Source organism: Komarekiella delphini-convector SJRDD-AB1, assembly GCF_014831675.1.
Taxonomy (GTDB): domain Bacteria; phylum Cyanobacteriota; class Cyanobacteriia; order Cyanobacteriales; family Nostocaceae; genus Komarekiella.
Window position 1 is genome coordinate 60,707 of the sequence record NZ_VJXY01000044.1, and the last position, 6,000, is coordinate 66,706.

Consider the following 6,000-nt stretch of genomic DNA (forward strand, 5'->3'; position numbering starts at 1 on the left):
CTCACACATGACCTTTGACAACCTCTTACTGTGGTCGCCGCTATGCGTAGCTTGCTTAAGCGCAAGGGTAGACAAAAAATGTGCTTGAACACGCAACAGCTTATTTACTACGTTTGAATAATTGAGAGACTCAAATGACAAACAACTCTAATGCTAAGCTCACAAATGCTTTTGATGATTCAGGCTTTGATCTAGAGGCACAGAATGAGGTTGAACATACCAATCGTGTCCTTAAGCGGAATTTACCAAGCAATAATGCGTTAGGCGGATTTCAAGTGGAAATCTTCACTGCTGATGTAAATTCAGTGAATATCAAAATTGATCGGTTTTTTCAGATAACAGAAGCGATCGCCCATCACAAAGTTAGTTAACTTGAGATGCGATCGCCTAAATAGGTAGATTTTTTTTACACTATCCTGCTGTAGGTATTAACAACTCATCCACACAGATCTAGTTACCCAAACAGGTTAGTCAGTAGATAAGCAACCTACTTGAAAGCAACAAATAAATTAGCTCAATGACAAAAGTCTAATTTTTTGTTGTTATCAAAAGTCAGAAACTTATCTGGTAAAATTTTACAAACAGTCATGAAACCAAAACCAAAATATGATTTTGTGATGTTTAGTTACTCGTTCACTCTCTGGTTGCCATAGTGCTGTAGATATAAATATTAGTCTGGGTTGATACACCCTGAATTCTCCATAACCCTTGTCAGCAAAAAAGAATGAGTAAAAATTTTGCCTGTTAGCATATCTCCAAATCTCAAGAAACCTTGATGATTGGAAGTATAAATTATCGAAATTATTCAGCAATTAGTTAGGTTAAAAAAGCATGACTTTATTTCTATTTAAACATTACTTTATACCTATTTAATAGAAAAAATGCTATGGTGGGAAGTAATGATGTTGGAAAAACCTAAAGGTATTTTAAAATTGGAATTACCTGCTTTATTTGATGTCTACTATTTGCCCTCAAGTCAACTGCCTATACTGCCAAGATATTACTGGAGGTTGTAAACGAGATGATAATTCACAACATACCCTGTGAATGTTGCTACACCCAGTAAGAGAGTTCCTCTTAATTTCCTCCTAAATTCCTATCACCTGTGTACTACCAAAAGTTGCCAAGACCAATTAAAGGTCATCTTAATTTGAGTAGTAGACATTGGGGAAAAACTTAATAGACTTTGTAAGTTACGAGGAATACAGTTGACTTGTAGAACGCAAATCGCATCAAGCGAGGTTTGGCGATGTCCGTGATTTTTCGGTTACATACAGGAAAAGCTATATTGACAATATTGCTTCTACCTGTTTGCCAGAAGAAATACGTAAATAAAAATTTTGGCTACCAAAAATCTCATAGTTATTGCATACTAAATAGTTTGAAATAAAGACATTGCCTTCAAGAGGGTGTATACTACCTATTTTCACTTGACTAATAACCGTGTAAACGTGCTATTCAATTGTCTGTAATATGAGTAACGACATAGATCTGATCAAACGTCTTAGCCCCAGTGCGATGGATCAGATCATGCTTTATCTGGCTTTTAGTGCCATGCGGACGAGTGGGCACAGGCATGGGGCATTTCTAGATGCAGCTGCAACGGCGGCAAAGTGTGCAATTTACATGACCTATCTAGAGCAGGGGCAAAACCTGCGAATGACAGGACATTTGCACCACCTGGAGCCGAAACGTGTAAAAATTATTGTCGAGGAAGTTAGACAAGCGCTAACAGAGGGCAAACTGTTGAAAATGCTGGGTTCTCAAGAACCTCGCTATTTGATTCAGTTGCCTTATATCTGGTTAGAGAAGTATCCTTGGCAACCGGGGCGATCGCGCGTTCCCGGTACAAGTTTGACGAGCGATGAAAAAAGACAAATTGAGCAGAAACTACCAAGTAATCTGCCAGACGCTCAGTTAGTTACCTCTTTTGAGTTTCTGGATTTAATTGAGTTTTTGCACAAGCGATCGCAAGAAGACTTGCCACCTGAGCACCAAATGCCTTTGAGTGAAGCTTTAGGTGAACATATCAAGCGTCGTCTGATTTATTCAGGTACAGTAACACGCATAGATTCTCCTTGGGGAATGCCCTTCTACGCTCTGACTCGTCCTTTTTATGCCCCAGCAGACGATCAAGAGCGCACTTATATCATGGTGGAAGATACTGCTCGGTATTTCCGAATGATGAAAAATTGGGCAGAAAGACGACCAAATGCTATGCGCTTGTTGGAAGAGTTTGATATCCAACCAGAACGATTGGAGCAAGCTATGGAAGAATTGGATGAAATTATCCGTGCTTGGGCAGATAAATATCACCAAGATGGTGGCATTGCAGTAGTTTTACAGACTGCTTTTGGCAAAAAAGAAGATTGATAATTCAAGAGTCATAAGACTATCGATGATTCTTGAATCAACAACTTTTACCGAAGTATATGCGTTAAAGTCCTTAAATTTTATTCTAGGATTTAGACGCAGGTAATTTTAATGCTTGTTATTAATGCCATGAGCGTGGCAAGTATTCGTAAGGCAAATTTTCAAGTGACTTGATTACTTCCTGGCATTAAATAGGGTTGGCGAACAGCCAACCCCAGACTCAATTTAGATTTCAGTCAATTGCAAAACCCTGTGTAATTTAGTTAGTACCTGGCTGCACAGGAACGCTTGGCTGCGTTGGAATATTGGGCTGCACAGGAACGCTTGGCTGCGTGGGAACTGGGGTAGTATCAAAAGTTGGATTTAATCCCCCAGGTAGTCTAGATGGTGGTGTAGACGAAGAAATGCCGCTAACGCTGTCACTAGCATCGATACAAGTATCTAACGCCTGAGCGGGGGTCAATTCCTCGATTTCGCTACGCAAGCCAACCACACACTGAGCATAGGTTACAGGTAACAAACTACGACCACAGTAAGTTAAAACTGCTGGGTTAATTGCCTCTTGGGTGTTCTGGCTAATACCAACTACACAGGAGGCTAAATCATTGGGACGGCGGGCTTGTCCACAGGAAGAAAGCGCATCCGCCGCTGCAATTTGCGTCTGCCTCTCAATCTTAACCACACAAGAAGCCAAGTCCCTCGGACGCAGTGCTGTTGCACAACCTTGTGAAGCAGCTTGTGCCGTGACGCCCACGCTCAGGAGTCGAGCAGCACAGACACGATAATCGTTGCTATAAGAAGCGGTGACAGCCATACTAGGCAGGATCATTGTTAACCATCCAGCCACAGCTAAAACTGGTGCTGTCAAAATTCTAGAGGCAGAACCGCCTTGTTTGTTTCTACCTCTGCTAACCACTTTTTTGCTCTGTAACATTGCTGTTCTCCAAACACCCAAAGTTATGCTAACTCAAATGTCTTGTAAATCCTCTGTAACAACAGAATTTCGCCTGTAGCATTAAATCAGTGAACAGTAAACAGTAAACATTTGTCTTGAAAAGTTTCTTAGGTTGGGAAATCCCGTTCGCATGATTGTGTCTTCCCTTCTCTACGAGACGCTACGCGAAGGGAGAAGTTCTGATGCCTACGGCGTCCGGCGTTGGCGCACCCTGCGGGATCTTGCTACAGACTTCTCTTTGCCGGAGAGAACTTTCCGCTATCACAGTTTCAGTCGCTTCTTCATGGCGACAAGTCCCTTGCCGAACCACTTAACCACTTAAATATATTAATAATTTCTAACTATTTATCAAAAGTTACTTGGAAATTATTGAAGATATGGCTCGTCATTAAGACACGTCTGTGCTGTAAGCAAAAATTGATTTTTTCCCTAATTATGTTAGAGTAGTGGATTGTAAAGATAAGTAAGCAGCGTAAAAAGTATTTCAGAGTGAAAACACTGCGTAAACCAATCTCACGATTGAGTAGCTTACGAAACTAAATAAACAGAAAATAATTGGTACGAGTACGGCGGGACAGCCCGGAATTTACGCTTGGGGAGAAGATGCATCTACTTTGATAGGATACGTCATGTCAAAGCAAGCGGCTTCGTAGAACCAAGAATTTCCTGATTTATAATCAGGGGAGTGTCAAAATGGTACGTCTGAGTAAAATTTAAACAGGATTAGATTAAGGAAACACATGTCCCGATATAGAGGGCCACGCCTCAGAATTGTACGTCGCTTGGGCGACTTACCAGGATTAACTCGTAAAAGCGCTAGACGCGCTTACCCACCAGGTCAGCATGGTCAGAACCGTAAGAAGCGCTCTGAGTATGCTATCCGTCTAGAAGAAAAGCAAAAGCTCCGCTTAAACTATGGTCTGACAGAAAAGCAACTGTTGCGCTATGTGCGGAAAGCCAGACGTGTTACTGGTTCTACCGGACAAGTGCTACTACAATTGCTAGAAATGCGCTTGGATAATACCGTTTTTCGGCTGGGTATAGCTCCGACCATTCCAGCAGCACGTCAACTGGTAAATCATGGTCATGTAACTGTTAACGGTCGTGTAGTTAACATTGCCAGCTACCAGTGCCGTCCCGGTGAAGTAGTTGCTGTCAGAGATCGAGCACAATCGCGGAAGTTAGTGGAAGCTAACTTACAATATCCCGGCTTAGCCAACCTCCCCAGTCATTTGGAGTTTGACAAAACTAAGTTGGTTGGTAAAGTCAACGGTGTTATTGAGCGAGAATGGGTAGCACTACAAGTTAACGAACTACTTGTAGTGGAATACTACTCACGGCAAGCGTAAGAAAGTGCTGAGTGCTGAGTACCTAGTGCTGAATTTTATTACTCAGAACTCAGGACTCATTACTCAGGACTATTTTATCCGCCAATTTGCGACATAGTGCGGGTGTATGTGCTAACACCAGATATAACACCAGAGTCGCGCTCTTTGAAGTTAATTTCTGGCTTGATTGCCAATAAGTTCTTGACTTGCTCTTGTAATTGAGCGGTGCTAATACCAGAACGGAGAGCAGTTTTTAGGTTTATTTGACCAGTTTCATTTAATAAGCAGGGTCGCAGCCAGCCATCAGCACTGAGCCGCATCCGATTACAACGATCGCAAAAACATTCTGACATTTGACTAATAAATCCCAGTGTCCCCAATGCTTTGGGAATTTTAAAGACATCAGCAGGGCCATAACCACGAACTTGAGATTCTGTCAAGCCCCAGCGATCGCGGATGCGTTGTCGTAATTCGGCTGAAGATACCCAACCGCGATCGCTAAATAAATGCAAATTGCCAATCGGCATAAACTCAATAAACCGGACGTGCCACTGTCTATCAATTGTGAGGGCAGCTAAATCTAGAATTTCGTGATCGTTGACACCAGGAATCACCACCACATTTAACTTCAGTGGGTCAAATCCGACGCTATAGGCAGCTTGAATACCATGCCATACCTGTTGCCAACGGCGACGACCATGATTACCAATAATTTGGTCAAAGATGTCGGGATCGAGAGAGTCTAGACTAATATTAATTCTTCGTAGCCCCGCATCGTAGAGGTTTTGTGCCATTGGGGCGAGTAAAAACCCATTGGTCGTCATCGATAAGTCTTGAGTTTGAGCAAGAGAGGCGATCGCTTTTACCAAATCCACCACACGGGGACGCAGCAAAGGTTCCCCTCCTGTCAAACGAAACCGGGTAAAACCTACAGGGATAAATACCTCTTGAATCAGGGTTAGCAACTCCTCATCAGTCAACAACTGTTGCTTGAGGATATAATCCAATTCTGTACCCTCTGGCATACAGTATTGACAACGAAAATTGCAGCGATCAATCAAGCTAATCCGAAGGTAGTCTACCTGGTTCATCGTTTTATTTTTATTGTGTTTGATCAGTTTGATAACTTGCTAGGGTGGTTTACCCCTTCCTACCTTGGGTATAGAAATGAAAGTATAACAGTTCTTATTTGTATCCAATATAGGGTAAAGGCGCACAGCTATAGCAATCCTAAATCAGTTATGAGAAAATGCTTAAAAGTACTAAAGTAGTAATTAGTACAAAAATATGGTTATGCAGGGATGTGGATACAATCATTAGAAGATTTTATTAAAGAAAGCCTAG

General features: G+C 41.9%; 5 protein-coding genes. 3 read left to right on the forward strand and 2 right to left on the reverse strand.

Features of this window, described 5'->3' with window-relative positions; genetic code table 11:
- The first annotated feature begins 134 nt into the window (after positions 1-134).
- On the forward strand, positions 135-371 hold the full coding sequence (locus FNW02_RS28555) for a hypothetical protein (protein WP_191760842.1): 237 nt from the start codon (positions 135-137) through the stop codon (positions 369-371).
- Positions 372-1,473: 1,102 nt separating this feature from the next.
- Complete coding sequence (hetR, locus tag FNW02_RS28560; RefSeq protein WP_191760843.1) at positions 1,474-2,373, forward strand: heterocyst differentiation master regulator HetR; 900 nt, start codon at positions 1,474-1,476, stop codon at positions 2,371-2,373.
- 259 nt (positions 2,374-2,632) lie between these two features.
- Here hetR and FNW02_RS28565 read toward each other — a convergent pair whose 3' ends face one another.
- Positions 2,633-3,307 (reverse strand): hypothetical protein, encoded by a 675-nt coding sequence (locus FNW02_RS28565; RefSeq protein ID WP_191760844.1) that lies wholly within the window; start codon positions 3,305-3,307, stop codon positions 2,633-2,635.
- A gap of 761 nt (positions 3,308-4,068) precedes the next feature.
- Here FNW02_RS28565 and rpsD point away from each other — a divergent pair.
- Entirely contained in the window at positions 4,069-4,677 is a 609-nt protein-coding gene (gene rpsD / locus FNW02_RS28570) for a 30S ribosomal protein S4 (RefSeq protein WP_191760845.1), read from the forward strand.
- A 74-nt stretch (positions 4,678-4,751) separates the two neighbouring features.
- On the opposite strand, the gene moaA is transcribed toward rpsD, so the two are convergent.
- Entirely contained in the window at positions 4,752-5,747 is a 996-nt protein-coding gene (gene moaA / locus FNW02_RS28575) for a GTP 3',8-cyclase MoaA (RefSeq protein ID WP_191760846.1), read from the reverse strand.
- Positions 5,748-6,000 lie beyond the last annotated feature (253 nt).

Bases quoted from the DNA above. Each gene is read 5' to 3' on its own strand.
- FNW02_RS28555 (WP_191760842.1), top strand. From the start codon at position 135: ATGACAAACAACTCTAATGCTAAGCTCACAAATGCTTTTGATGATTCA.
- hetR (WP_191760843.1), top strand. From the start codon at position 1,474: ATGAGTAACGACATAGATCTGATCAAACGTCTTAGCCCCAGTGCGATG.
- FNW02_RS28565 (WP_191760844.1), bottom strand. From the start codon at position 3,307: ATGTTACAGAGCAAAAAAGTGGTTAGCAGAGGTAGAAACAAACAAGGC.
- moaA (WP_191760846.1), bottom strand. From the start codon at position 5,747: ATGAACCAGGTAGACTACCTTCGGATTAGCTTGATTGATCGCTGCAAT.
- rpsD (WP_191760845.1), top strand. From the start codon at position 4,069: ATGTCCCGATATAGAGGGCCACGCCTCAGAATTGTACGTCGCTTGGGC.